The organism is Stutzerimonas sp. FeSN7 (assembly GCF_030263795.1).
GTDB lineage: Bacteria > Pseudomonadota > Gammaproteobacteria > Pseudomonadales > Pseudomonadaceae > Stutzerimonas > Stutzerimonas stutzeri.
Window position 1 is genome coordinate 1,686,328 of sequence record NZ_JARPMN010000001.1, and the last position, 23,321, is coordinate 1,709,648.

Consider the following 23,321-nt stretch of genomic DNA (forward strand, 5'->3'; position numbering starts at 1 on the left):
GCGTCGTCTCCTGGAAAAAGGTGCTGGGTCAATTGCGCGTGTTCAGGCCGCGCATTCCTTGCGCGGGTTCAGCGAAAGCTGCACGCGCCCGTTCTCGACGCGCGCCGCGTGACGATGGGCGCAGCCGACGTCCGGGGCCAGGGCCTCGCCGCTGGCCAGATCGATCTGCCAGTTGTGCAGCGGGCAGGCGACCTGCTTGCCGTAGACGATCCCCTGCGACAGCGGCCCGCCCTTGTGCGGGCAGCGATCGTCGAGGGCGAAGACCTGATCGTCCGCGGTGCGGAATATCGCAATGTCACCCTTGGGGCCGGCGACGATGCGCGAGCCGAGCGGGTTGATCTCATCCAGTGCGCAGATATCGAGCCAGTTCATGCGGTGTCCCTCCAGGTCGGTGCTCAGGCGTTTTCCAGCTGCTTGACGGCGATGCGGTCGAATTCCTTCTTCAGCTGCGGCTTGGAAAGCTGCTCCTGCCACGGGTCCTGCTCGAAGGAAAGCGAGAACAGCAGCCGCTGGTGCAGCGCCTTGCGCCGCTCGGCATCGTTCAGCACGGCCTGTTTGATGTGATCCATGCCGACGCGCTGCAGGTAGTGCACGGTGCGTTCGAGGTAGAAGGCTTCCTCGCGGTAGAGCTGGAGGAACGCCAGGCTGTATTCCATGACCTCCTCGGCGCTCTTCACCTTGACGAAGAACTCGCCGGCCTCGGTCTTGATGCCGCCGTTGCCGCCGATGTACAGCTCCCAGCCGGAGTCCACACCGATGATGCCGACGTCCTTGATACCGGATTCGGCGCAATTGCGCGGGCAGCCGGAGACGGCCAGCTTGACCTTGTGCGGCGACCACATGTTGAACAGCGCGTGTTCCAGGTCGATGCCCATCTGCGTCGAGTTCTGCGTGCCGAAGCGGCAGAACTCGCTGCCGACGCAGGTCTTCACGGTGCGGATGGATTTGCCGTAGGCGTGGCCGGAGGGCATGTCCAGGTCTTTCCAGACGCCCGGCAGGTCTTCCTTGCGGATACCCAGCAGGTCGATGCGCTGGCCGCCGGTGACCTTGACCATCGGCACCTGGTACTTGTCCGCCACGTCGGCGATGCGTCGCAGCTCGGCGGCATTGGTGACGCCACCCCACATCCGCGGCACCACGGAGTAGGTGCCGTCCTTCTGGATGTTGGCGTGGGCGCGCTCGTTGATGAAACGTGACTGCGGATCGTCCTTGGCCTCGCCCGGCCAGGTGGAGATCAGGTAGTAGTTCAGCGCCGGACGGCAGGTGGCACAGCCGTTCGGCGTGCGCCATTCCATGAAGGCCATGGCCGCCGGGATGCTGATCAGGTGGTGCTCGCGAATGGCCTTGCGCACCTGGCCATGGTTGAGGTCGCTGCAGCCGCAGATGGCCTTCTCGCTCTTCGGCTTGACGTCGGCCGCGCCGCCCACGGTGTTGATCAGAATCTGTTCGACCAGCCCGGTGCAGGAACCACAGGAACTGGCGGCCTTGGTGTGCTTTTTCACCTCGTCCACCGAGAACAGCCCGTGCTCCTGGATCGCCTTGACGATGGTGCCCTTGCACACCCCGTTGCAGCCGCAGACTTCCATGTCGTCCGGCATGGACATGGCCTTGCTCTGGCCCTGATGGCCGGCATCGCCGATGGCGCCCTCGCCTAAGCCGGCCGCGCCAAACATCAGATGGTCGCGGATCTGCGCGACGTTCTGGCCCTCGCGCACCTGGCGGAAGTACCAGCCGCCGTCGGCGGTGTCGCCGTAGAGGCAGGCACCGACCAGCACGTTATCCTTGATCACCAGTTTCTTGTATACGCCGCCGATGGGGTCGGAGAGGGTGATGGTCTCTGTGCCTTCGCCGCCGATGAAATCGCCGGCCGAGAACAGATCGATGCCGGTAACCTTGAGCTTGGTCGAAGTCACCGAGCCGAGATAGCGGGAAAAGCCGAGCATGGCCAGGTGGTTGGCGCAGACCTTGGCCTGTTCGAACAGCGGGGCGACCAGGCCATAGGCGGTGCCGCGATGATTGGCACATTCGCCGACGGCATAGATGCGCGGATCGTAGGTCTGCAGGGTGTCGTTGACCAGGATGCCGCGGTTGCAAGGCAGGCCTGCCTGCTCGGCCAGCTCGCTGTTGGGGCGGATGCCGGCGGCCATCACCACCAGGTCAGCGGGAATCACCTCGCCATCGGCGAAGCGTACGGCCTTGACGCGGCCTTCGTCGTTTCCGATCAGCTCGGCTGTCTGCTTTGGCAGCAGGAACTTCAGGCCGCGGCTCTCCAGGGCGCTCTGCAGCAGGGTGCCAGCGGTCTTGTCCAGCTGGCGCTCCATCAGCCAGTCACCGATGTGCACCACGGTCACATCCATCCCGCGCAGCTTGAGGCCATTGGCCGCCTCCAGGCCGAGCAGGCCGCCGCCGATGACCACCGCGTGCCTGTGGGTCTTGGCGGTTTCCATCATCACCTGGGTGTCGGCAATGTCGCGGTAGCCGATCACCCCCTGCAGGTCCTTGCCGGGAATCGGCAGAATGAACGGATTGGAACCGGTGGCGATGAGCAGGCGGTCATATTCGGCCTCGCTGCCGTCGTCGGCGATGACCCGGCGACGGGCGCGATCGATCTTCACCACCTTGCGCTTGAGCATCAGGCGAATGCCGTTCTCGGCGTACCAGTCCAGGTCGTTGAGCACGATCTCTTCGAACTGCTGCTCGCCGGCCAGCACGGGGGAGAGCAGGATGCGGTTGTAGTTGGGATGCGGCTCGGCGCCGAACACCGTGATGTCGTAGAGCTCGTTGGTCAGCTTGAGCAGCTCTTCGAGGGTTCGCACGCCGGCCATGCCGTTGCCGATCATCACCAGTTTGAGTTTCTTCATGCCCGTTCTCCGTGCCATCCGGTTCGCCGTCTGGCCTGCTCGAATTCTTTTCAGCAACAAAAAAGGCGTCCCACCGGTTCTCCGGTGAGGACGCCTTTGTCCGTGTCCCGCTCAGTCGGGAAACCTGCCGCTCCACGTTGAGGGTCAGGTCGTATGTCATCTTCGACGTTTGCTTTGCAGAGCCTGTGCCAATTCTGAAATACGCCGCCTTTCAACGCTTTGCGCGAACTTATGGCTGCCCTGAGCGGGTGAATGCTGCACCGATATGCGGCAGCTTGCGCTGTCATGGTGCGGGAAGCCCTGGCTCGTTCCGAGGACGGAGCGTTGACAGGGGGTGGCCGGCTTTTCTAAAGTCTTGCCCATGCGCCGATTTAGTCAGCTACTTGCGGGGCGCCTGGAGCCGATGGCTTCGAAATACCGCTAAAGCGCTGGTTCCGGTGTCGCCTCCCACCGCTGCCCAGCGGAATCCTCGAGGCGGAAGTCGAATCAATGAATGCAAAGCACGCTCAGCTGCGCCTGGCCCCCATCACCAGCGGCCTCACTCCCAGCAATCCCAAGATCCTCCTGGGCGGTTCTCACCAGCCCTCCTTGTTGCGCTACCTGGAAGGCTGGCCGCGACGCCATCGCAAATCCCGCGCCCTGCTTATCCAGTTCGCCTCGGCCGACGAGTCGCTGGCGCGTTTTGCCACCGACAGCTTCGACCTGGCCGTGATCCAGGCGCCGACAGCAGAGCGCCTGGAAGAATGCGTGCGTGAGCTGACCCGCGTCGCGCGGCAGGGCCTGATCACCCGGCGCTGAATCAGGCGCTCTTCATCAGCAGTACGACCAGCAACAGGTTGAGCAGCAGCGACAGCAGTGCCATGCCGCGCCAGACCTTCAGCGGCTCGCGTTCGAGCAGCGGGCGGGGTTGCAGACTGGCGCTGCGCTGTTCGCCCTGTTCCAGTTCCAGCAACCACTGCTCGGCGGTTTCGAAGCGCTGGCGTGGATCGACCGCCACCGCGCGGCTCAGGCTTTCCTCCAGCCAGCTCGGCAGGTCGGGGCGATAGCGGCTGGCTGCCGTCGGCTGGCCGAATCGTGGACGCTGAAACGCCTCGATCTCGCCGTAGGGGTAGTGCCCTGTCAGCAGGTAATAGAGCGTCACGCCAGTTGCATAGAGGTCTTGCGCGGGGCTTGGCTCGGCACCGGCGAAGGCCTCCGGGGCTATGAAGCTGGGCGTGCCCGGCAGGTGGTTGGGCAGGTCGCGGGACAATCCCGGACAGAACGCCAGGCCGAAATCCAGCAGACGCAGTTCGCCGTCTTCGCCCAGCAGCAGGTTTTCCGGCTTGATGTCGCGGTGCAGGATGTTGCGCCGATGCAGCATGCCCACCGCGCGGATCAGCCGTGGGGCGATCTGCAATAGATCGGCAAGTGGCAACGGACCTTCTTCTGCGAAGCGTTGCGCCATGGTGCAACCGGGGTACTCGCGCTGCACGTAATAGAGATGCTGGCGCTGTGGCAGGGGATGCAGCTCGGCGAAGTGCCGCCCGGCGACGCGGCGCATGAACCACTCTTCCTGCAGCAGGGCGGGGCCGGCGTCCAACTCGTCCTGCCGGCTGGGCGGCAGCGTCTTCAACAGCCACGGTTGGCCCTGACCATCCAGTACGCGGTAGATCAGCGATTGCCGCGACTCATGCAGCAGCGCGGTTACCTGCCAGCCCTCGAAGGTCTGCCCGGCGCGCAGCTTCGGTGGCAGCGGCCAGTGATCGAGCTGCGCCAGGGTATCGGCGAGCACCGCCTCGGGCAGCGCGTCCACCCGTAGCAGCAGGGCGCTGGCGTTGTCCTGGCTGCCGCTCTGGTGCGCCAGGTTGACCAGCGCCCGGGCGGCGGCACCGAGGTCGGGTTGATCGTGCAGGATATGCGCGATGTCGCGCTCGGGGACGCACGACCAGACCCCGTCGCTCAGCAGCAGGTAGCTTTCGCCTTCCTGCAGCTCGCCGTCGAGGTAGTCCATCACCAGGTGTTGATCCAGCCCTAGGGCACGCTTGAGGACATGCTGCATGCCCGACTGTTCCCAGACATGGTCTTCGCTGAGTCGCTCCAGCTCGGTGCCGTTCCAGCGATAGGCGCGGCAGTCGCCGACATGCGCCAGGGTGAAGCGTCGGCCGCGCAGAACCAGCGCCGTGAGCGTGGTCAGCAGCGGCTGGTTGCCGCCGTTGGCCTGCAGCCAGCGGTTGTGCGCCACCAGCACACGGTCCAGCGATTGTGCGACGGCCCAGGTTTCCGGCGTCGCGTAGTAGTCGAAGGCCAGCGCCTGCAAGGTCGCGCGGGCCGCCAGCCCGCCATCGGCGCACTGGCTGACGCCGTCGGCCAGTGCGAACAGATAGCCCTTGCCGGTGGCCAGCGCCGGGGCCGGCGTGACGACGCGCAGCGCATCCTGGTTTTCCGGCCGCGGGCCGGCGGCGCTGGCCTCGCCGTAACTCAATCGCAGGGGCATGATCGTTCTCGAAAGGCTCGGTACGGCGGCGCAGCAATAATCGCGCCCTGCGGCATCGGCATCAGACCCGCGCGGCGGTGACGGCGGCCGAACCCCAGGTGGTGCGCCAGCGACGCTTGACGCCATGCAGGCCGAACCAGGCGAGCACACCGAGGCTGGCGAACAGCCAGAGGCCGAGCTGGTAATCGCCGGTGGACTGCTTGACCGCGCCCAGCCCGGCGGTGAGCAGGAAGCCACCGATACCGCCAGCCATGCCGACCAACCCGGTCATCACGCCGATTTCCTTGTTGAAACGCTGCGGCACCAGCTGGAACACCGCACCGTTTCCGGCACCGAGGCTGAGCATGGCGACCACGAACAGCGCCAGGGCGGCCGTGGAACTGGGCAGGTTGAAGCCGACTGCGGCAATACAGATGGCCGCGACCGTGTACATCACCAGCAGCGCGCGAATGCCGCCGATGCGGTCGGCGAGGGCACCGCCGAGTGGGCGCAGCAGGCTGCCGGCGAACACGCAGGCGGCGGTGTAATAGCCGGCCTTGACCGGGTCGAAGGCGTACTGGTCGTGGAAATAGCCGGGCAGGGTGCTGGCCAGGCCGAGGAAGCCGCCAAAGGTCACGCTGTAGAAGAACATGAACCACCAGCTGTCGCGGTCGCCGAGTGCCTTCATGTAGTCGGCCAACGACTTGGGCGCCGGGCGGTTGGGCGCGTTCTTCGCCACGCTGGCGAAGATGATGAGGGTGAGTACCAGCGGGATCAGGGCCAGGCCGAACACATTGTTCCAGCCGAAGATCGCCGCCAGTACCGGGGCGAACAGCGCCGCCAGCACGGTGCCGGAGTTGCCCGCGCCGGCGATGCCCATGGCCTTGCCCTGATGTTCCGCCGGATACCACTGCGAGGCCAGCGGTAGCGCCACGGCGAAGGAGGCGCCAGCCATGCCGAGGAACAGGCCGAGCAGCAGCGCCTGCTCATAGCTGTTGATGCCGTGCAACCAGGCCACCAGCAGGGCAACGATGACCACGCTCTGGCCGAACAGCCCGGCAGTCTTCGGTGAGGTGCGGTCGGCGAGGATGCCAAGCGCCAGTCGTAGCACGGCGCCGGCGAGGATCGGCGTCGCCACCATGAACGCGCGTTGCTGGGTGGTCAGACCCAGGTCGGCGGCGATCTGCACGCCGAGCGGCCCGAGCACGTACCAGACCATGAAGCTCAGGTCGAAATAGAGAAAGGAGGCAAACAGGGTCGGCGCGTGGCCGGCTTTCCAGAAACTTGTGCTCATTGGATCGACTCCAGGGCGTTACGTGGCGCGGCGTTGGCCGCCAGGGCTGCTCGATCCGCCCCATCGGCGAGGCGGAAAACAAAAAGGCGCCGCAGCACGCCTGCCGGAGCAGGAATGTTGCGACGCCTTTGTCGTATGGGCAGACCGCCGTTGGCCTGCGTGCCAGAGCAAAGCATCTAGCGTGCCAGCCATCGCGAAAGCCCGTCGCGCGTGGCTCCCGGCGTTTCAGTTGCACGTGGCGAGTGCGGCAGCTGCACAACGAGTGCGCAGCGATGGGCCAAATCGGGGCAGGGCGGTGCAGTCGCCGCCGTTGCTGGTAGGCTTGGGCAGCACTTGCCAAGGAGCGAGCGATGCCCCTGATTGCGACCCTGACCCTCAACCCGGCGATGGACCTTTCGGTCAGCACCGCCCGGGTCACCGATACCCAGAAGCTGCGCTGTTCGGCGCCTCGCCATGACCCTGGCGGTGGCGGCATCAACGTCGCGCGGGTTGTGAAGACCCTCGGTGGCAAGGCGGTCGCCGTCTACCCGGCCGGGGGGCCGTTCGGCGATCTGCTGCGGCGTTCGCTCGACGAACTCGGACTGGTGCATCGCCCCGTGCCCATCGTCGGCGATACGCGGGAGAGTTTCACCGTCGATGAGCTGCAATCGGGCCTGCAGTACCGCTTCGTGCTACCTGGTCCGGTGCTGTCGGCGCAGGAGCTGGAGCGCTGCCTGCAGACGCTGGCGGCGCTGCGTCCGGCGCCAGGGTACGTCGTGCTGAGCGGCAGCTTTCCGCCCGGCACGGACCTGGCCTTCTTCGATGACCTGCGCGCCCTGACCCTGCGGCTCGGTGCCCGGCTGGTGGTCGACCTCTCCGGTGAGCCGCTATGCCATGCGGCCCGGCATGGCGGTGTGTACCTGATGAAGCCCAGTCTCGAGGAGCTTTCCACCCTGATGGGCGGCGCCCTGACCAGCGAGGCCGAGCAGCAAGAGGCCCTGCGCAGCCTGATCGCCCGGGGCTGCGCCGAGATCGTCGTACTGTCTCTGGGGGCCGAGGGTGCGCTGTATGCCTATGGCGAACGGCTGGAGCGCCTGCGCTCGCCGCAGGTGCCTGTGGTCAGCGCAGTGGGGGCGGGCGACAGCATGTTGGGTGCCATCGTGCAGGCACTGGCGGATGGGCGTTCGGTAGACGCGGCGGTGCGCCAGGGCATCGCGGCCGGTGCCGCGACGGTGATGCGGCCTGGCACCGAGCTGTGCCATCGCGACGATGTGCAGCGCTTGCTCGAGGCGCTGGAGCGCGCCTAGTCGATCCGGTTGACCCGTGGAAACTTGGCGGCGAATGCCTCGGGCATCGCTACCACCCGCGCCTGCCCATAGTCGTAGAACACGAAGCCGGACTTGGCCATGGCGATCAGCACGCCGTCGGCCGGCCGGGTGATGCGGAAGATGATGTCACCGCCGTACTTGTTGAAATCCATCACGCCGACCTCGAACAGCAGCGCATCGCGGGCATGGGCTTCGGCCTTGTAGGTGGTGGCAAGGTCGGTGACGATGATGCCGCTGCCGTCCTGGCGCGTCTCCGGCACCCCGTAGGCGAACAGAAAGCGCGCCCGCGCTTCGGAGATCATCGAAATCATCGAGTCGTTGGCCAGATGGTTGGCTGCGTTGATATCGGTGATCCGCACCGTGAGTTGGGTGGAAAAGCAGTACTGGTCTTCCGGAAACTGAAGGTTGAGGCGCGCCATGAGGTGCTCGGTCGTCGAATGAAGGCGGGCATTCTAGCGCTGTGTCACTTGCCCGGGGCAGGCGCGGGAGCGGTATTGACTGCGAATGGACCAGCCAAAGGCGGTACTTCATGGACAAGGCCGTTTTACAGAAGACCACCGCTCATGGCCTTGGCCGGTTCCACGGCCACCGCCACGGTCGCCGGACAGCGTGGTCATGATTCCATCACCCCGGCTTATGCGCGGCTGGCAGCCCCTTCAGGCTGTCATGCTGCAGACGTTGCTGGATCGAGCGCAGGCGCGCGTCGATCAACGGCGTGATCAGTGCGAAGCACTGCGGCGGGCTGAGCCTCGGCTGTTGTGCGTGGATCACGCCGCGCTCCAGTTTGCCGATCAGGCGTTTCAGCTCCACGTCCGGGTCACTGCCGAGGCGTCGGCACAGAGACATGAGGCGGGCTTGCAGGCCTGGTGTGCAACCGCCCTGGTTCGAGGCAAGCACGCACAAACCTCGCAGGCGCGCCACATCCTCCAGCGTACGGCAGCCTGACCCAGCGGCTCGCGCTCGTCGATGGCGGCGATCAGGCTATCGATCAGGCGGCTATGGCCGTCGAAATCGGCCGGCGTGTCGCGAAGTTGCGCCCAGTCAGCGGCGACCGCGTGTGGATCGGGCATAGCGCTGCGCTGTTGCAGACGCTGGGTCAGACTGGCGGCCACGGCATGGCGCAGTGCAACGGCGGCGGCCTCGTGCTGCGCGCCGAGGCCGCGGTGTTGTTGCAGCAGGCGCAGAATTTCCAGGTCTTCCAGCAGTGCCCGTACGCGCAGATCGCGCACGCGCTGGGCGTGGCTGGCAGTGGCCATGCGGTTTAGGTAACGGCCGAGCAGCAGCAGGGCGCAGGCGATCGCCACGGTCGCGGTTATGGTCATCTTGAAACTCCCCAGCCTTGGGCGCGAAGCGCGCAACAAAAAAGGCGTCCGAACCGCATGCGCACATGCAGTCGAGGACGCCTTTGTCTGTGCCGACACCTTCGTTGGTTCGGCCTATCCAGCCAAGCAAGCGGCTTGCCAGTTCCGCGCTTGACGCTCGCCGGCCAGTGCGATGCCACTAGGTTGGGGCGCAGCGGCGTTTCTCGGCAGCCGTGGCGCACGATGATTCGCTGTAGCGCCTGCCCGCCGCTGGTGCAGTGGCCTGCCTGGCGCACCGTGACCGGGCGCGGTCATTCGCCGAGCAACTCGTTCATCGCGATGATCTGCTCGGCGACCTGGATCAGCTTCTGCTGCCGGCTCATCGCTTGGCGGCGCATCAGGGTGTAGGCCTCTTCTTCCTTGCAGTTTCGCATCTTCATCAGCATGCCCTTGGCCAGCTCGATGCGCTTGCGTTCGGCCAGCTGCTGCTCCCGGGCCTGCAGTTGCGCACGTATTGCCTGATCGCTTTCAAAACGGGCCATTGCCACGTCGAGGATCGGCTTGAGGCGCTGGGCCTGGATGCCTTCGACGATATAGGCACTGACCCCGGCGCGAATGGCCTGACGCATGGCGTCCGGGTCGCTGTCATCGGTGAACATGACGATGGGGCGTGGCTGATCGCGGCTGACCAGCACCACCTGCTCGAGCACATCGCGGCCGGGTGAGTCGGTGTCGATCAGCACCACGTCGGGACGGATCGCCTCGACCCGCTCGGGCAGGTCGATGGTCAGGCCGGATTCGTCGATGACCTCGAAGCCGGCTTCGATCAGCGCGCTCTTCAGGCGGCCGATCTTCCGCGGGGTGTCGTCGATCAGGAGGATACGCAGCATGCCGGAGTCCTTCTCAAAGCGCAGCCATGGCAGGGCTTGCCATGGCATGCAGCGCGAAACTGCGGGCATAGGTGGCCGGATCGCTGCCGTCCCAGTGTTTGCCATCCATCAGCGTGGCGCTGCGCATGGCTGTGTCAGGCAGGGCGATCCCCAGCGCGCCGGCGGCCTGGCGATACAGTTCGATTTGCTGCACCTGGTTGGCCACCTGCAGGTAGTCCGGGTCTTCGCGCAGCAGGCCCCAGCGGCGCAGCTGGGTCATGAACCAGAGGCCGTCGGAGAGATAGGGCAGATTCGCTGCCCCCTCACCGAAGAAGCGCAGCGGATGCTCGTCCTGCCAGACATTGCCGAGGCCATCCTGGTAGAGGCCGAGAAAGCGTGACTCGATGGCCGCCAGCGGTGCGTCGACGTAGTCACGCCCGGCGATCAGCTGTGCGGTGCTGCGGCGATTTTCCTGGCTCTGGTCGATGAAGCGGCTCGCCTCCAGCACGGCCATGACCAGTGCTCGGGCGGTGTTGGGGTATTCCTCGACGAACGCGCGGGTGCAGCCGAGCACCTTTTCCGGGTGGTCAGGCCAGATCGACTGGCTGGTCGCCAGGGTGAAGCCGACGCCTTCGGTAATGGCCTGTGCTCCCCAGGGTTCGCCGGCGCAGAAGCCATCGATGCGACCGGCGCGCAGGTGCGCCACCATCTGCGAAGGCGGCAGCACGAGCGTCTTCACGTCCCGCAGCGGATCGATGCCATGGGCGGCCAGCCAGTAATAGAGCCAGAGCGCGTGGGTGCCGGTGGGGAAGGTATGTGCCAGGGTCAGGCGTGCACCGCTATGGCGCACGCTGGCGCGCAGTGGCTCGGCATCGGTCACGCCTGCGGCCTTCAACGGGGCGGACAGGTTGATGCTCTGGCCGTTCTGCGCCAGGCCCATGAGCACGGCCATGTCCACTGCCGGGCTGCCGCCGATGCCCAGATGCACCGCATAGATCAGGCCGTAGAGTCCGTGAGCCGCGTCCAGCTCGCCGCCGATCAGCTTGTCGCGCAGGGCCGACCAGGAGTTCTGCCGCTGCAGGTTGAGCGTCAGTCCGAACGGCTGGGCGAAACCCTGGGTGGCGGCGACGATCAGCGAGGCGGCATCGGTGAGCGGCAGAAAGCCGAGGTTGATCGAGCTCTTTTCCGGTGCATCGCTGCCGGCGACCCAGGTCAGTGCATCGTGTCGGGGCGGCGAGAGAGGGTCGGTCATGCTTGATGGCCTTTTTCCGATGGCGCGGTGCGCAAGATTGGTTATGCCAACCCTGAAGCAAGCCATATGCCAGCGAGAAAATGGTGCATGCCGCGAGCGGTCACTGGGGTTCGCCAGTGCCGCCCAAAGACGGCCATCAGCGTGGATAGAGCGGCGGCAATGCACCCTGTTCCTGGTCGAGGTCCGGGCTGCTGGCCGGTGGCAGCGCCTGGATCGCCTGCCACAGCGCATCGCCCTGCCAGCGTTGGCCGGCTTCGCTATACAGCGCGCCATTCAGGCCGTCCAGGGCGTCGGAAAGCGGCACGAAACGCGCGGCCATGTCCGCCAGTGTTTCCGGTTGCTGCCGCGCCCAGGCGTCCAGTGCCTGGCGGGTGGCCTGTGTATCGTTGGCCTGGCAGGCGCGGCGCAGATCGTCGAGCAGGCTGCGCGGAGTAGGGCCGGGTTGCAGCGCGCGCTGCACCGCAGGCTGGCGCCGTGCATGCAGCCACAGACCGAAGCCGATCACGGTGCTGAGTGCCAGCAGCGCTGTGCTCAGCTGCCACGGCCAGAGCACGGCCTGTTCGGCGGGTACTGCTGACAGCACCGGTGGTTCGGCCGCTGACGGGGCGAGATTCGGATTGTCCTCAACATCCAGCGTACGCGCCTCAAGCGTGGTGCGCTCCAGGCGATCTTCGACGGTGTTCCACCAGACGACTTCGAGAGCAGGCAATTGCAATGGCCCGCTGCGGGTGGGGATCAAGGCTTCGCGCTGTTCGCGACTGCCGACCAGGCCGGCTGAGCTGACCTCGTTGGCCAGGCTGGGCTGGTCCGGGTAACGGCGCAGTTCGGCGCTCGGTGTGGAGCCGATCGCCGGCAGCTGCGTGCTGGTCAGCCCCTCGGCCTTAAGCAGTAGGCTGCGGGTGAGCGATTCGCCGGCCTGGGCCTGCTGCGGCTCCGGGCTCCAGGCTTCGACCAGCGTCAGGCTGCGCGCCGGCAGCCAGGGCGCGCCGGCTGGATAGTCGGCCGGTTTGGTCTTGACCGTCAGCGGGATGCTCGGCGAGCGGACCTGGGTGGACCGGCCGCCGCGCGAGCCGAACACCGAGCTGCTGCCGTTGGTGACGGTGGTGGCGCTGAACAGCTGAGCGGGAATGGTCAGTTCACCGGATTTCTGCGGGAACAGCGCATAGCGCACCTCTATGACGCCGTGGCGGATGCCGTTGATGGTCTTCTCGTAGGTGCGCGGCTCGCCGAGGCGCTCCACAAGCGCTTCGGGCATCTGCAGCGGAGAAAGCGTGCTGTCGTCGTACAGCGAGACCGAATGGTAGATGCGCAGCGTGAGAATCACCTGGGCCTGCACGTAGACGCTTTCCTGATCGACGCTGGAGTCGATGAAGATGGGCGCCAGCTGATCGCCTTCGCTGCTTTTGAGCGACTCTTGGACCAGCAGGGTAATCGGCTCGCTGCGCCAGTCGCCCAGCTGCAGCGGCGGAATGACGACGTAGCCGGTCTGGCGTGGGCGCAGGGTGATCAGCCAGCGGGTGATCGCCCGCGCTTCGCCGTTGCTGCTGGACAGCTGGTTGACCTGGCGGGTGTCGAACACCTCGAACAGTTCCTCCAGCGGCTCCAGATCGGGTTTGCCGAAGACGGCGCCGCCCTGGCTTTCCAGGCTGAGTTCGAGGGTTTCGTCGATGCTCAGCTGGGTGCGATCCACACGGGCGAACAGGCCGGCGGCGGTCGCCTGGCCGGCCAGGATGCAGAGCAGGAGAAAAGCCATCAGGCGCTTCATCGATTGGTTCCCTGGCGCTTGCGTTGTTCGTAGAGAAATTTTCGCCGCAACAGCTCGCCGGGATCGTCCGGAATCTGCCGCAGCCATTGCTCGGTGGCCTGTTGCCGTTCCAGATCGGGCAGGCCCTCGTGCTGTGCCTGAGCGGGCGATTCGCCGGTTTCGTCCGTTGCTTCGCTTGTGGATGCCTGCGGGGCGCCACTGGCTTCGCTGGCCGGCTCGCCCTGTGCGTCCTCTGTCGACGGACTGCTGGCCGAGCCGGACTCCGGTGGTTGCGACTGTGGCTGCGGCTCGTCCGGCTCCGTCTGTTCCTGTTCCTGCTGCTCAGGCTCTGGCTCGGCCTGCTCCTGACGGCGGCGCAGCAGCTCCTCCACCAATGCCTTGTTGCGCTGCGCCACTTGCAGGTCGGGCTGCAGCTCCAGCGCCTGTTCATAGGCTTCGATGGCGGCCTCCAGAGCCTCGTCGCGTGCCAGGGCGTTGCCGCGATTGTAGTGGTCGGCGGCCGTACTGCCTTCGGCGAAGCGTTCGGCGGCACCGGTGTAGTCACCGGCCTCATATAGCGCCATCGCCTGCCAGCGCCGATCGGCGAAGCGCTCGGCGGCCTTCGCCGGTTGTTCCGCCTCCAGCAGGCGTTGGCCTTGCTGGTCGCGGCGCAGCCAGAGGTCTTCGAATTCGAATGCGCTGGCCGGTTGCGGCTGCAACAGCAGCAATGGCAGACAGAACAGCCAGCCGCGACGGCCAGCCAGCGCGGCCAGCAGGAGCAAGGGCAGCAGCAGCCAATAGCCCTGGTCGAGCCAGGCCTCCAGGCGGGTCACTTCGTCGTCGCGCTGCAGTGTGCCGGCTTGGTCCAGCAGCCCCAGCGCCGCGAGGTCTTCATCGCCGAGGCGTGCCTGACGGTAGCGCCCGCCGAGTTCGGTTGCGAAGCGCTGCAGCCCGGCGTTGTCCAGCCGCGGAATCAGGATCGCGCCGTTCGTATCCTTGAGGAAGCTGCCGTTCTCGCCGGCAATCGGGGCACCCTGTTCGGTCCCCACGCCAAGCATCAGCAGCCGCTCGCCTTGCCCTTGCAGCAGCGTGGCAATGGCGCTGCGCTCGTGCTGGTCCAGACTGCTGCCGATCAGCAGCAGGCGCCCGCGGCCGAGGCCCGCCTGACGCAACAGTTCGAGCCCCCTGGCAACGGCCAGGTCTGCACGTTGGCCGGGCTCGGGCATCAGTGCCGGGTGTACGGCCGCCAGCAGGTTGCGGGTGGTCGCCAGATCGTCGGACAGCGGCACCAGGGTATGTGCGCTGCCGGCGAACACCACTACGGCGGTCTGCACGTCCTGGCGCCGCTCCAGCAGGTCCAGCAGCTTGCGTTTGGCCTGTTCGAGGCGGGTGGGGGCGACGTCGGCCGCCAGCATCGAAGGCGTGACTTCCAGCAGGACCACCAATGGGTCGCTGCGCTTGATGCTGGGCTGCTCGAAGCGCTGCCAACTCGGGCCGAGCAGCGCGATGACCGCCAGCAGCCAGGCGAGCCCCAGCACCAGCCAGGGCAGGCGACTGTGGCGCAGCCGGCCGCGGGTCAGCAAGGCCGCGTGAAAGGCTTCCGGCAGCAGCCGCTGCCACCGGCCGACCTGCAGTTGCCGATGCCAGAGGCGCCAGAGCAGCCAGGCCAGCAGCGGCACGATGGCCAGCCACCAGGGGCGAAGCAGGTGGGGCAGCAGCTCGCTCATCGCCGTTGCTCCCGTCGCCATGCCAGGCGTTGCAGCTGCGCGCTCCAGAGACTGGCCGCGACCATCAGCAGGCTGATCAGTAGCGCAGCGCTGAGGGGCCAGATGTAAAGCGCTTCGGCCACGCGTGCCTGGGTCGGCTGCTGCGCGGCAGGCTCGAGGCGGTCCAGCGCTGCGCCGATGGCCTTGAGTTCGGCGCTGGACGCGGCGCGGAAGTATTCGCCGCCGGTCTGCTCGGCAATGGCGCGCAGCGTCGGTTCGTCCAGATCCAGCCCCGGATTGAAGCCGAAACGGCTGAGCACGCCCCCTTCTTCCGGGACCGCGCCAATGCCGATGGTGTGGATGCGCACGCTCTCTTCTGCGGCCAGTGTCGCGGCCAGCAGTGGATCGAGTTCGCCGCCGTTGTTCGCGCCATCGGTAATCAAGACCAGCACGCGGCTGTTGGTCGGGCGCTCGCGCAGGCGCTTGACGGCAAGGCCGATGGCATCGCCGATGGCGGTATTGCTGCCCGCGATGCCGACCCGCGCCTCGTCCAGCCAGACACGCACGGTACGTCGGTCGAAGGTCAGCGGCGCCTGCAGGTAGGCCTTGCTGCCGAAGAGGATCAGACCGACCCGATCGCCGTGGCGCTGCTCGATGAAGTCGCCGAGCAGCACCTTGACCAGTTCCAGTCGGGTGAGCTCCTCGCCCTGCCACTGCATGTCCGGGTAATCCATCGAGCCGGAGACATCCACTGCGAGCAGCAGGTCGCGGCCACTGGTGGGCAATGGCAGCGGCTCGCCCAGCCACTGTGGGCGCGCTGCGGCGAACAGCAGCAACAGCCAGACCGTGAGATAGGGCAGTTGCTGGCGCCAGGCGGGCAACGCGACCCGCGCACGACGGCCGGCCAGCTGCTGCAGTTCATCGAGGAAACTGACCTTGAGGGCGGCCTCGCCGCTATCGGCTGGCGGCAGCAGTGCGCGCAGCAGCCAGGGCAGCGGCAACAGCAGGAAGACCCAGGGCCAGGCCAGTTCAAACATGTTTGCGAATCCAGATGTCGACGGATTGCTCGAGGCCGTCGATGGCCTTGTCGTCGAGGCGGCATTCGGCCCGATAGGCGCCTTCGACGAGGACCATCCAGCGCGTCAGACCGGCCGCCGGGCAGCGACTGTCGAGAAATGCCAGCCAGGCCCGCCCGCTGAGCGTGTGCGGATGGTCAGCAGGGTAGCGTATGCGGCAGAGGCGCTTGAGCAGGGCGTTCAGCTGCTGCAGCCACTGGCTGGCGGGCTGGCCGCCATAGGGTTTGTGCAGGCGGGCCAGTTCCGCCAGCGCCTCCTGGCGTTGCGGGTCCAGTACCGGCTCGGGGGGCACGCGCGGCTTGCGTTTGATGAGTCGATGGCGAAACCGCCAGAGCGCAGCGAGTCCGAGCAGCAACGCCAGCCCAAGCAGCCACCAGCCGGGTGCCGGCGGCCACCAGGAGATGGGCTCCGGATCGATCAGGGGAGCGAGCTGGTCGAGCGGGTTCATGGCCGCGCGCTCGGGTGACGAACGCTCAGGTGTTCGCGCAGCTGCTCGACCAGATCATGCTGGGTATCGAGCGGCATCAGCGGCACCCGCAGGCGATCGGCCAGGCGCTGCCAACGCGCGCTGCGCGCCTCGCCCAGCTCGCGGTAGCGTTGGCGCAGGGTAGCGTCGTGGGTGTCGAGCTCCAGCCGTGCGTTGCCCTGGCTGAAGCGCAGCAGCCCGGATGCGGGCAATGCACGATCGAGGGGGTCGAACACTGGCAGCAACAACAGATCGACATGGCGCGCGAGCAGACTGAGCTGCTGCTCGGCGGCGTCGCTCAGGGTGCGTTCGTCGCAGAGGATCACCGACAGGCTACCGGGCCGGAGCACTTCGCGTACGCGGCGCAGCGCCAGGCTGAAGGCCTCCGGGTCGAGTGGGCTGTCCGGTCGCAGCTGCCGGTTGGCGCGGGTGATGCGGTCGAGCAGCTGCAGCAGGCTCTGCTTGCTGCGGCGCGGCTTGATCTCCTGCTGCTCGCTGCCGAACACCAGTCCGCCGACGCGATCGTTGTGGCTGAGCGCGGCCCAGCCGATCAGTCCGGCTGCCTGGGCCGCCAGTACCGATTTGAATTGCCGGCCGCTACCGAAGAACAGGCGCGGGCTCTGTTCGACGACGATGTAGATGGGCCGTTCGCGTTCTTCGTGGAACAGCTTGGTGTGCGGCTCCTGGGTGCGGGCGGTCACCCGCCAGTCGATGGTGCGCACGTCATCGCCGGCCTGGTAGACGCGCACCTGATCGAAATCCACGCCGCGGCCGCGCAGCTTGGAATGATGCAGCCCCACCAGCGGGCTGCGCCGGTGTGGCGTGGAGAACAGCGGGACCTCGCGCACACGGTGACGAATGTCGATGAGTTCGGACAGGCTCACCCGGACACCGATGTCCTGTTCGGGTGGCTGCCCGGTGCCCGACGCCTGCGGCTGCATCAGGCCACCGCGACCACGTCCAGGATGCGCTGGATGACCCGATCCTGATCGATGCCGGCCGCCTCCGCCTCGAAGGACAGGATGAGGCGATGGCGCAGCACATCGAAGAGCATCGCCTGGATGTCCTCGGGGCTGACGAAGTCGCGGCCGGCTAGCCAGGCATGGGCGCGGGCGCAGCGGTCCAGCGCGATCGAGCCGCGGGGGCTGGCGCCGTAGGCGATCCACTCGGCCAGCTCGGCATCGAACTTGGCCGGCGTGCGGGTCGCCATCACCAGCTGCACCAGGTATTCCTCCACCGCATCGGCCATGTACAGACCGAGGATGTCCTTGCGTGCGGCGAAGATCGCCTGCTGGCTGACCCTGTGCTCGGGTACCGCCTCGCCATTGATAGCCTCGCCTCGGGCCTGCTGCAGGATGCGGCGTTCCACTGAGGCATCGGGAAAGCCGATCTTCACGTGCAGCAGGAAACGATCCAGCTGCGCCTCGGGCAGCGGGTAGGTGCCTTCCTGCTCGATGGGATTCTGCGTGGCCATGACCAGAAAGAGGGGCGGCAGGTCGTAGGTGCTGCGACCGACGCTGACCTGGCGCTCGGCCATGGCTTCGAGCAGCGCCGATTGCACCTTGGCCGGCGCACGGTTGATCTCGTCGGCCAGCACCAGGTTGTGGAAGATCGGTCCTTGCTGGAAAACGAAGCTGCCGGTTTCCGGTCGATAGATCTCGGTGCCGGTGATGTCGGCGGGGAGCAGGTCGGGGGTGAACTGGATGCGATGAAACTCCGCTTCCAGTCCTTCGGCGAGCTCCTTGATCGCCCGCGTCTTGGCCAGCCCCGGCGCCCCTTCGACAAGCATGTGGCCGTCGGCGAGCAGGGCGATCAGCAGGCGTTCGATGAGCCGTTCCTGGCCCAGGATCTGTGTGGACAGGAACTGCCGCAGCGCGACTATCGATTCACGGTGGTCCATCGTTTCGGTTCTTCCTGGTGGGCGGCCGGCCCCGGCTGTTGACGCCGATGCCAGCGTGGCCGTCATCGGCTGCTACAGACGGTCGCAGAGGGCCGCAAGGGATGCGCCACTTTACTGCATTAACCCTCGTCTAGACTAACCTTGAACCTTCGTCCTGTGCCGTCAGTCACTACCGACGAGCCTTTCCCCAGCAAGCCAAGCGGAGCCATACATGGCGTTCTTTTCAGCGGCCAGCAAGGCCGACTTTCAGCAGCAATTGCAGACAGCGTTGGCCCAACACGTAGACCCGAAAATCCTGCCCCAACTGAATCTGTTCGCCGAACAGTTCTTCGGCATCGTCGCCTTGCCCGAGCTGACCGAGCGGCGCATGAGCGACCTGGTTGGCTCGACGCTGGCCAGCTGGCGGTTGCTCGAGCGCTTCGACCCCGCCGTGCCCGAAGTGCAGGTCTTCAATCCCGATTATGAGAAGCATGGCTGGCAATCCACCCACAGCGTGGTCGAGGTGCTGCACCCGGACATGCCGTTCCTGGTCGACTCGGTGCGCATGGAGCTGACCCGCCGCGGTTACAGCATCCATACCCTGCAAACCAGCGTCCTGCAGGTGCGCCGCGCAGCCGACGGCACATTGCTGGAGCTGCTGCCCAAGGACGAGCGCGCCCCGGACAGCCACGCCGAATCGCTCATCTTCGTCGAGATCGACCGCTGCGCCAGCGCTTCGGCCCTGCGCGAGCTGGAGCAGTCATTGCTCGGTGTGCTGGCCGACGTGCGTCAGGTGGTGGGTGACTTCGCGGCCATGAAAGGCAAGGTAGGCGACCTGCAGGCGCGGCTGGAGCAGGTCAACCTGCGCATTGATGCCGATGAGCTGGACGAGATCCGTGACTTCCTGCGCTGGTTGGCCGATGACCACTTCACCTTCCTCGGTTACGAGGAGTTCTCCGTGCTGGAGCAGGGCGACGGCGGTCAGATCGTCTATGACGAGAATTCGCTGCTGGGGCTCTCGCGCAGCATGCGCACCGGGCTGTCGCAGGAGGAGCAATCGCTTACCGGCCAGTCGGTCAGCTATCTGCGCGAGCCGCTTCTGCTGTCGTTCGCCAAGGCGGCGATGCCCAGCCGTGTGCACCGCCCGGCTTATCCGGACTTCGTCTCGGTGCGCGAATTCGACGAGCAGGGCCGAGTGGTGCGCGAGTGCCGCTTCCTCGGTTTGTTCACCTCGTCGGTCTACACCCAGAGCGTGCGGCGCATCCCCTTCATCCGGCGCAAGGTCGAGACGGTGGTACAGCGCGCCAACTTCGGCAACTCGGCGCACCTGGCCAAGGAGCTGGTGCAGGTTCTGGAAGTGCTGCCGCGTGACGAGCTGTTCCAGGCGCCCATCGACGAGCTGTTCGAAAATGCCATCTCCATCGTGCAGATCCAGGAGCGCAATCGCCTGCGGCTGTTCCTGCGCTTCGATCCGTACCGACGCTTCTGCTACTGCCTGGTCTACGTGCCGCGCGACAGCTATTCCACCGAGACGCGACTGAAGATCCAGCAGGTTCTGCAGGAGCGGCTCGAGGCGAGCGACTGCGAGTTCTCCACCTATTTCTCCGAATCCGTACTGACCCGGGTGCAGTTCATTCTGCGCCTGGACCCCAGCCGAGCGCTGCAGGTCGATCCGGCGCGTCTCGAGCAGGAAGTGCTGCAGGCCTGCCGTACCTGGCAGGACGATTACCAGGGCCTGGTGGTCGAGCGCTTCGGCGAAGCGAAGGGCACGCACCTGCTCAGCCAGTTTCCCAAGGGCTTCCCGGCCGGCTATCGCGAGCGCTTCTCGCCGCAATCGGCCACCGTCGACATGCAGCATGTGCTTGATCTGAGCGAAGAGCGTCCGCTGGTGATGAGTTTCTACCAGCCGATCACCGCGGAAGAGAACCGCCTGCATTGCAAGCTTTACCACCTGGATACGCCGCTGCCGCTGTCGGACATCCTGCCGATCATGGAGAACCTGGGCCTGCGCGTGCTCGGTGAGTTTCCGTTCCAGCTGCGCGACAGCAGCGGCCGCGACTACTGGATCCATGATTTCGCCTTCACCTATTCCGAAGGCCTGGAAATCGATCTGCTGGAGATCAACGAGGCGCTGCAGGACGCTTTCATCCACATCTATGGCGGTTTCGCCGAGAACGATGCTTTCAACCGCTTGGTCCTGACGGCGGGCCTGGCCTGGCGGGAGGTCGCGCTGCTGCGGGCCTATGCGCGCTATCTCAAGCAGATCCGCATGGGCTTCGATCTGGGCTATATCGCCAGCGCGCTGCTCAACCACACCGACATCGCGCGTGAGCTGGTTCGACTGTTCAAGATGCGCTTCTACCTGGCGCGCAAGCTGGGTGACGAAGACCTGGCCGACAAGCAGCAACGCCTGGAGCAGGCGATCCTCAGCGCCCTGGATGACGTGGCGGTACTCAACGAGGACCGAATTCTGCGGCGCTACCTGGCCCTGATTCAGGCAACGCTGCGTACCAACTTCTATCAGCCGGACGCCAGCGGCAAACCCAAGCCGTATTTCAGCTTCAAGCTCGATCCCCGGGCCATTCCGGAAATGCCGCGGCCGGCACCGATGTACGAGATCTTCGTCTATTCGCCGCGGGTCGAGGGCGTACACCTGCGCGGTGGCAAGGTGGCCCGTGGCGGGTTGCGCTGGTCGGATCGCGAGGAGGACTACCGCACCGAGGTACTCGGCCTGGTCAAGGCGCAGCAGGTGAAGAACGCGGTCATCGTCCCGGGTGGGGCCAAGGGCGGCTTCGTGCCGCGGCGGCTGCCGACCACCGGCTCGCGTGACGATATTCAGGCCGAAGCCATCGCCTGCTATCGCATCTTCATCAGCGGGCTGCTGGATATCACCGACAACCTGCGCGAGGGCCAGGTGGTTCCACCCGCCAACGTGCTGCGTTACGACGGCGATGATCCCTATCTGGTGGTTGCCGCGGACAAGGGTACGGCGAGTTTTTCCGACATTGCCAACGGCATTGCCGCCGAGTACGACTTCTGGCTTGGCGATGCCTTCGCCTCGGGCGGCTCGGCGGGTTACGACCACAAGAAGATGGGCATCACGGCCCGTGGTGCCTGGGTATCGGTGCAGCGTCATTTCCGTGAACGTGGCATCAACGTGCAGACCGATGTGATCAGCGTGATCGGCATTGGTGACATGGCCGGCGACGTGTTCGGCAATGGCCTGTTGATGTCCGAAACCCTGCAACTGGTGGCAGCCTTCAACCATCTGCATATCTTCATCGACCCGAATCCCGACCCCGCACGCAGCTTTGCCGAGCGCAAACGCCTGTTCGAGTTGCCGCGGTCATCCTGGACCGACTACGACGCTTCGCTGATCTCCGAGGGCGGCGGCATTTTCCCGCGTTCGGCCAAGCGGGTGCAGATCACCGCACAGATGAAGGAGCGTTTCGCCATCGAGGCGGATCAGCTGACGCCGGCCGAACTGATTCACGCCCTGCTCAAGGCGCCGGTGGATCTGCTCTGGAACGGGGGTATCGGCACCTATGTGAAGAGCAGCGGCGAAAGCCACGCCGAGGTCGGCGACAAGGCCAACGATGCGGTGCGGGTCAACGGCGCCGATCTGCGCGCCAAGGTGGTGGGTGAGGGTGGCAACCTCGGCATGACCCAGCTGGGACGCGTCGAGTACGCGCTGCATGGTGGCTCGAGCAACACCGACTTCATCGACAATGCCGGTGGGGTTGACTGCTCCGACCATGAGGTGAATATCAAGATCCTGCTAAACGAGGTTGTCAGCGCGGGAGACATGACCGCCAAGCAGCGCAACCAGTTGCTGTTCGACATGACCGATGCGGTGGCGGATCTGGTGCTGCAGAACAACTACAAGCAGACCCAGGCACTGTCCCAGGCGCAGCATCGCTCCCGTGAGCGGGCCTCCGAGTACGTGCGGCTGATCAATGCGCTGGAGGCTTCCGGACAGCTCGATCGCGCGCTGGAGTTCCTGCCTTCTGACGAGGCGCTCGCCGAGCGCGCCAATATCGGCAAGGGGCTGACCCGTCCGGAGCTGTCGGTGCTGATCTCGTACAGCAAGATCGAGCTCAAGAAGGCGCTGCTGGATTCCCGTGTGCCGGACGATGACTACCTCGCGCGCGAGATGGAAACCGCATTCCCGCAGCAGCTGGTCGAACGCTTCCGTGGTGCCATGTTGCAGCACCGCCTCAAGCGCGAGATCGTCAGTACCCAGATCGCCAACGATCTGGTCAACAACATGGGCATCACCTTCGTTCAGCGGCTGCACGAGGCGACGGGCATGAGCGCCGCCAATGTGGCCGGAGCCTATGTCATCGTGCGCGATATCTTCCATCTGCCGCACTGGTTCCGCCAGATCGAGGCGCTGGACCACAAGGTGCCTGCTGAGCTGCAGCTCAGTCTGATGGATGAGCTGATGCGTCTCGGTCGGCGTGCGACGCGCTGGTTCCTGCGTAACCGGCGCAGCGAACTGGATGCCGCGCGGGATGTAGCGCATTTCGGTCCGCGGGTTGCAGCCCTGGGATTGAAGCTGGACGAGCTGTTGCAAGGCTCGACCCGCGACCATTGGCAGGAGCGCTATCGGCGTTATACCGAAGCTGGCGTGCCCGAGCTGCTGGCGCGCATGGTTGCTGGCACGAACCATCTGTACACGCTGCTGCCGATCCTCGAGGCCGCCGACGAAACCGGGCAGGTTCCGGCGCATGTGGCCGCGGCGTATTTCGCCGTCGGCGGGGCGTTGGAGCTGCCGTGGTATCTGCACCAGCTGACCAACATGCCGGTGTCCAACAACTGGCAGGCGATGGCCCGCGAAGGCTTCCGCGACGACCTCGATTCGCAGCAGCGCAGCATCACGGTGTCTGTGCTGCAGATGGACAACGGACCGGAGTCGATCGGCGAGCGAGTCGATAGTTGGCTGGCCCTGCGGCCGGCTCCGCTGGAGCGGTGGCGATCGATGCTTGCCGAGTTGCGCAGCGCCAGCGGCAATGACTATGCGATCTATGCCGTTGCCAGTCGGGAGCTGCAGGGATTGGCGCAATCGGTAGGGCATGGCTGAACCGCTGCGCGCCCTGCGCACAGGTCGCGCA

The 23,321-nt window shown here is 65.9% G+C and carries 18 protein-coding genes; 3 read left to right on the forward strand and 15 right to left on the reverse strand.

Translation table 11 applies throughout. The features are described 5' to 3' along the window. Window positions 1-42: 42 nt before the first annotated feature. Complete coding sequence (nirD, locus tag P5703_RS07935) at window positions 43-372, reverse strand: nitrite reductase small subunit NirD (RefSeq protein ID WP_013983030.1); 330 nt, start codon at window positions 370-372, stop codon at window positions 43-45. 23 nt (window positions 373-395) lie between these two features. Further along, complete coding sequence (nirB, locus tag P5703_RS07940) at window positions 396-2,861, reverse strand: nitrite reductase large subunit NirB (RefSeq protein WP_285586049.1); 2,466 nt, start codon at window positions 2,859-2,861, stop codon at window positions 396-398. Between the two features lie 489 nt (window positions 2,862-3,350). Here nirB and P5703_RS07945 point away from each other — a divergent pair, with 489 nt between their 5' ends. Next, window positions 3,351-3,659: a hypothetical protein gene (locus P5703_RS07945; RefSeq protein WP_013983028.1), complete on the forward strand. Its 309-nt coding sequence runs from the start codon at window positions 3,351-3,353 to the stop codon at window positions 3,657-3,659. 1 nt (window position 3,660) lies between these two features. Here P5703_RS07945 and P5703_RS07950 read toward each other — a convergent pair whose 3' ends face one another. Both P5703_RS07950 and P5703_RS07955 read right to left on the reverse strand, forming a co-directional pair. Beyond that, window positions 3,661-5,334 (reverse strand): bifunctional protein-serine/threonine kinase/phosphatase, encoded by a 1,674-nt coding sequence (locus P5703_RS07950; RefSeq protein ID WP_285586051.1) that lies wholly within the window; start codon window positions 5,332-5,334, stop codon window positions 3,661-3,663. A gap of 61 nt (window positions 5,335-5,395) precedes the next feature. Beyond that, window positions 5,396-6,607, reverse strand: a complete 1,212-nt coding sequence (locus P5703_RS07955; RefSeq protein WP_019406073.1) for a nitrate/nitrite transporter — start codon at window positions 6,605-6,607, stop codon at window positions 5,396-5,398. Window positions 6,608-6,957: 350 nt separating this feature from the next. Between P5703_RS07955 and P5703_RS07960 the strand changes: the two genes are divergently transcribed. Continuing rightward, window positions 6,958-7,893, forward strand: a complete 936-nt coding sequence (locus P5703_RS07960; RefSeq protein WP_125459759.1) for a 1-phosphofructokinase family hexose kinase — start codon at window positions 6,958-6,960, stop codon at window positions 7,891-7,893. On the opposite strand, the gene P5703_RS07965 is transcribed toward P5703_RS07960, so the two are convergent. The 11 genes from P5703_RS07965 to P5703_RS08015 form a co-directional block, all read right to left on the reverse strand. After that, window positions 7,890-8,333, reverse strand: a complete 444-nt coding sequence (locus P5703_RS07965) for a thioesterase family protein (RefSeq protein WP_011913518.1) — start codon at window positions 8,331-8,333, stop codon at window positions 7,890-7,892. The two genes, P5703_RS07960 and P5703_RS07965, sit on opposite strands and share 4 nt — an antisense overlap. A 205-nt stretch (window positions 8,334-8,538) precedes the next feature. Continuing rightward, the gene (locus P5703_RS07970) at window positions 8,539-8,724 is read right to left on the reverse strand and encodes a hypothetical protein (protein WP_279641071.1); all 186 of its coding nucleotides are present in this window, start codon (window positions 8,722-8,724) and stop codon (window positions 8,539-8,541) included. After that, entirely contained in the window at window positions 8,715-9,236 is a 522-nt protein-coding gene (locus P5703_RS07975; protein WP_279641072.1) for a hypothetical protein, read from the reverse strand. The genes P5703_RS07970 and P5703_RS07975 overlap by 10 nt, the downstream gene beginning before the upstream one ends. Before the next feature lie 290 nt (window positions 9,237-9,526). Beyond that, window positions 9,527-10,105 carry an ANTAR domain-containing response regulator gene (locus tag P5703_RS07980; RefSeq protein WP_013983023.1) on the reverse strand — a complete coding sequence of 193 codons (579 nt, stop codon included), beginning with the start codon at window positions 10,103-10,105 and terminating at the stop codon, window positions 9,527-9,529. A gap of 13 nt (window positions 10,106-10,118) precedes the next feature. Continuing rightward, window positions 10,119-11,336 carry a CmpA/NrtA family ABC transporter substrate-binding protein gene (locus tag P5703_RS07985; protein ID WP_080505053.1) on the reverse strand — a complete coding sequence of 406 codons (1,218 nt, stop codon included), beginning with the start codon at window positions 11,334-11,336 and terminating at the stop codon, window positions 10,119-10,121. 136 nt (window positions 11,337-11,472) lie between these two features. Next, entirely contained in the window at window positions 11,473-13,101 is a 1,629-nt protein-coding gene (locus P5703_RS07990; protein ID WP_014596950.1) for a BatD family protein, read from the reverse strand. Then, window positions 13,098-14,807, reverse strand: a complete 1,710-nt coding sequence (locus tag P5703_RS07995; RefSeq protein WP_011913513.1) for a VWA domain-containing protein — start codon at window positions 14,805-14,807, stop codon at window positions 13,098-13,100. The genes P5703_RS07990 and P5703_RS07995 overlap by 4 nt, the downstream gene beginning before the upstream one ends. Next, window positions 14,804-15,823 carry a vWA domain-containing protein gene (locus tag P5703_RS08000; protein WP_279642846.1) on the reverse strand — a complete coding sequence of 340 codons (1,020 nt, stop codon included), beginning with the start codon at window positions 15,821-15,823 and terminating at the stop codon, window positions 14,804-14,806. Before P5703_RS08000 ends, P5703_RS07995 begins: the two co-directional genes overlap by 4 nt. Beyond that, window positions 15,816-16,310 carry a DUF4381 domain-containing protein gene (locus tag P5703_RS08005; RefSeq protein ID WP_013983018.1) on the reverse strand — a complete coding sequence of 165 codons (495 nt, stop codon included), beginning with the start codon at window positions 16,308-16,310 and terminating at the stop codon, window positions 15,816-15,818. Before P5703_RS08005 ends, P5703_RS08000 begins: the two co-directional genes overlap by 8 nt. After that, entirely contained in the window at window positions 16,307-17,269 is a 963-nt protein-coding gene (locus P5703_RS08010) for a DUF58 domain-containing protein (RefSeq protein WP_125865487.1), read from the reverse strand. The genes P5703_RS08005 and P5703_RS08010 overlap by 4 nt, the downstream gene beginning before the upstream one ends. After that, entirely contained in the window at window positions 17,269-18,228 is a 960-nt protein-coding gene (locus tag P5703_RS08015; RefSeq protein ID WP_279642845.1) for an AAA family ATPase, read from the reverse strand. The genes P5703_RS08010 and P5703_RS08015 overlap by 1 nt, the downstream gene beginning before the upstream one ends. Window positions 18,229-18,439: 211 nt before the next feature. Between P5703_RS08015 and P5703_RS08020 the strand changes: the two genes are divergently transcribed. Next, window positions 18,440-23,290, forward strand: coding sequence for an NAD-glutamate dehydrogenase (locus tag P5703_RS08020; RefSeq protein WP_279642844.1), 4,851 nt, complete (start codon window positions 18,440-18,442; stop codon window positions 23,288-23,290). The last annotated feature ends 31 nt before the right edge of the window (window positions 23,291-23,321 follow it).